The 764-nt window shown below is 31.7% G+C and carries 2 protein-coding genes; both read right to left on the bottom strand.

Annotated elements, in window-relative coordinates:
• Positions 1-178 precede the first annotated feature (178 nt).
• Positions 179-457 carry a hypothetical protein gene (locus AC1DRQ_RS31960; RefSeq protein ID WP_477430248.1) on the bottom strand — a complete coding sequence of 93 codons (279 nt, stop codon included), beginning with the start codon at positions 455-457 and terminating at the stop codon, positions 179-181.
• Positions 458-510: 53 nt separating this feature from the next.
• The gene (locus AC1DRQ_RS31955) at positions 511-705 is read right to left on the bottom strand and encodes a hypothetical protein (RefSeq protein WP_477430246.1); all 195 of its coding nucleotides are present in this window, start codon (positions 703-705) and stop codon (positions 511-513) included.
• Positions 706-764: the final 59 nt, after the last annotated feature.

Genomic DNA, 764 nt, shown 5'->3' with positions numbered 1-764 from the left:
AACTCAAATTGAAGCAGAACCCCCTGTTGCGCTCACCCCCCATTTTGAAATTTTTAATTTATATAAAAACAAAACCCCCAACTTCTAAAGCTGAGGGTTTTGCAATTAAATCCTTAAATATATGTACCGGGGCAACAGTACAAAATCAAATATAAATCATAATTGCATAATTGCATAATTACAACTTTGCACCTTTATTTTTATCCCTTTGGTCTGCAATTTTATCAAGCACGTTCTCTATAAAGATTGCTTTAGGGCTACGCCAATATGCCCGAACATTTTTTATCAACAACTTTCCATATATAGTTCCTAAATCATTGAAATAGGAATTATAAGCATCTTCATTTTCAAATTTTACTATCATTTTACCTTGACCAATTTTAAAATCAGGTGGTGGTTTAAGGTCGTGTCTTTTAAAGTCTTGGGCGTAAATGTCTGCTAACTCTAATTCTATCATTATTTAAAGCTTTAAGTGAGGCACAAGTATAAACAAAGTGAGTGGGTTTAATATTAACCTAAGATATTTTTAAATGCTGCTACAGCCTCTGGATTAACCGGAGCATTAGCATCATCAAAATTACCATATTGTTTAATTATATCTTCTAATTGAGCAATTACGTGGTGATCTTCACCTACATCTGCTTTTACATTATCAACTATTTGGAATAATCCTTCTGTTGATATTTGGTCTTCTGATTTTTCCATTGGTGATTTCTAATTTTAGTATTCATTTAAGTCACAATTCAAGTGATGGTAATATACTT

Source organism: Mucilaginibacter sp. P4_E8 (genome assembly GCF_056401495.1).
This window is presented reverse-complemented; position numbering and strand designations above follow the sequence as displayed.

Bases quoted from the DNA above. Each gene is read 5' to 3' on its own strand.
- AC1DRQ_RS31960 (WP_477430248.1), bottom strand. From the start codon at position 457: ATGATAGAATTAGAGTTAGCAGACATTTACGCCCAAGACTTTAAAAGA.
- AC1DRQ_RS31955 (WP_477430246.1), bottom strand. From the start codon at position 705: ATGGAAAAATCAGAAGACCAAATATCAACAGAAGGATTATTCCAAATA.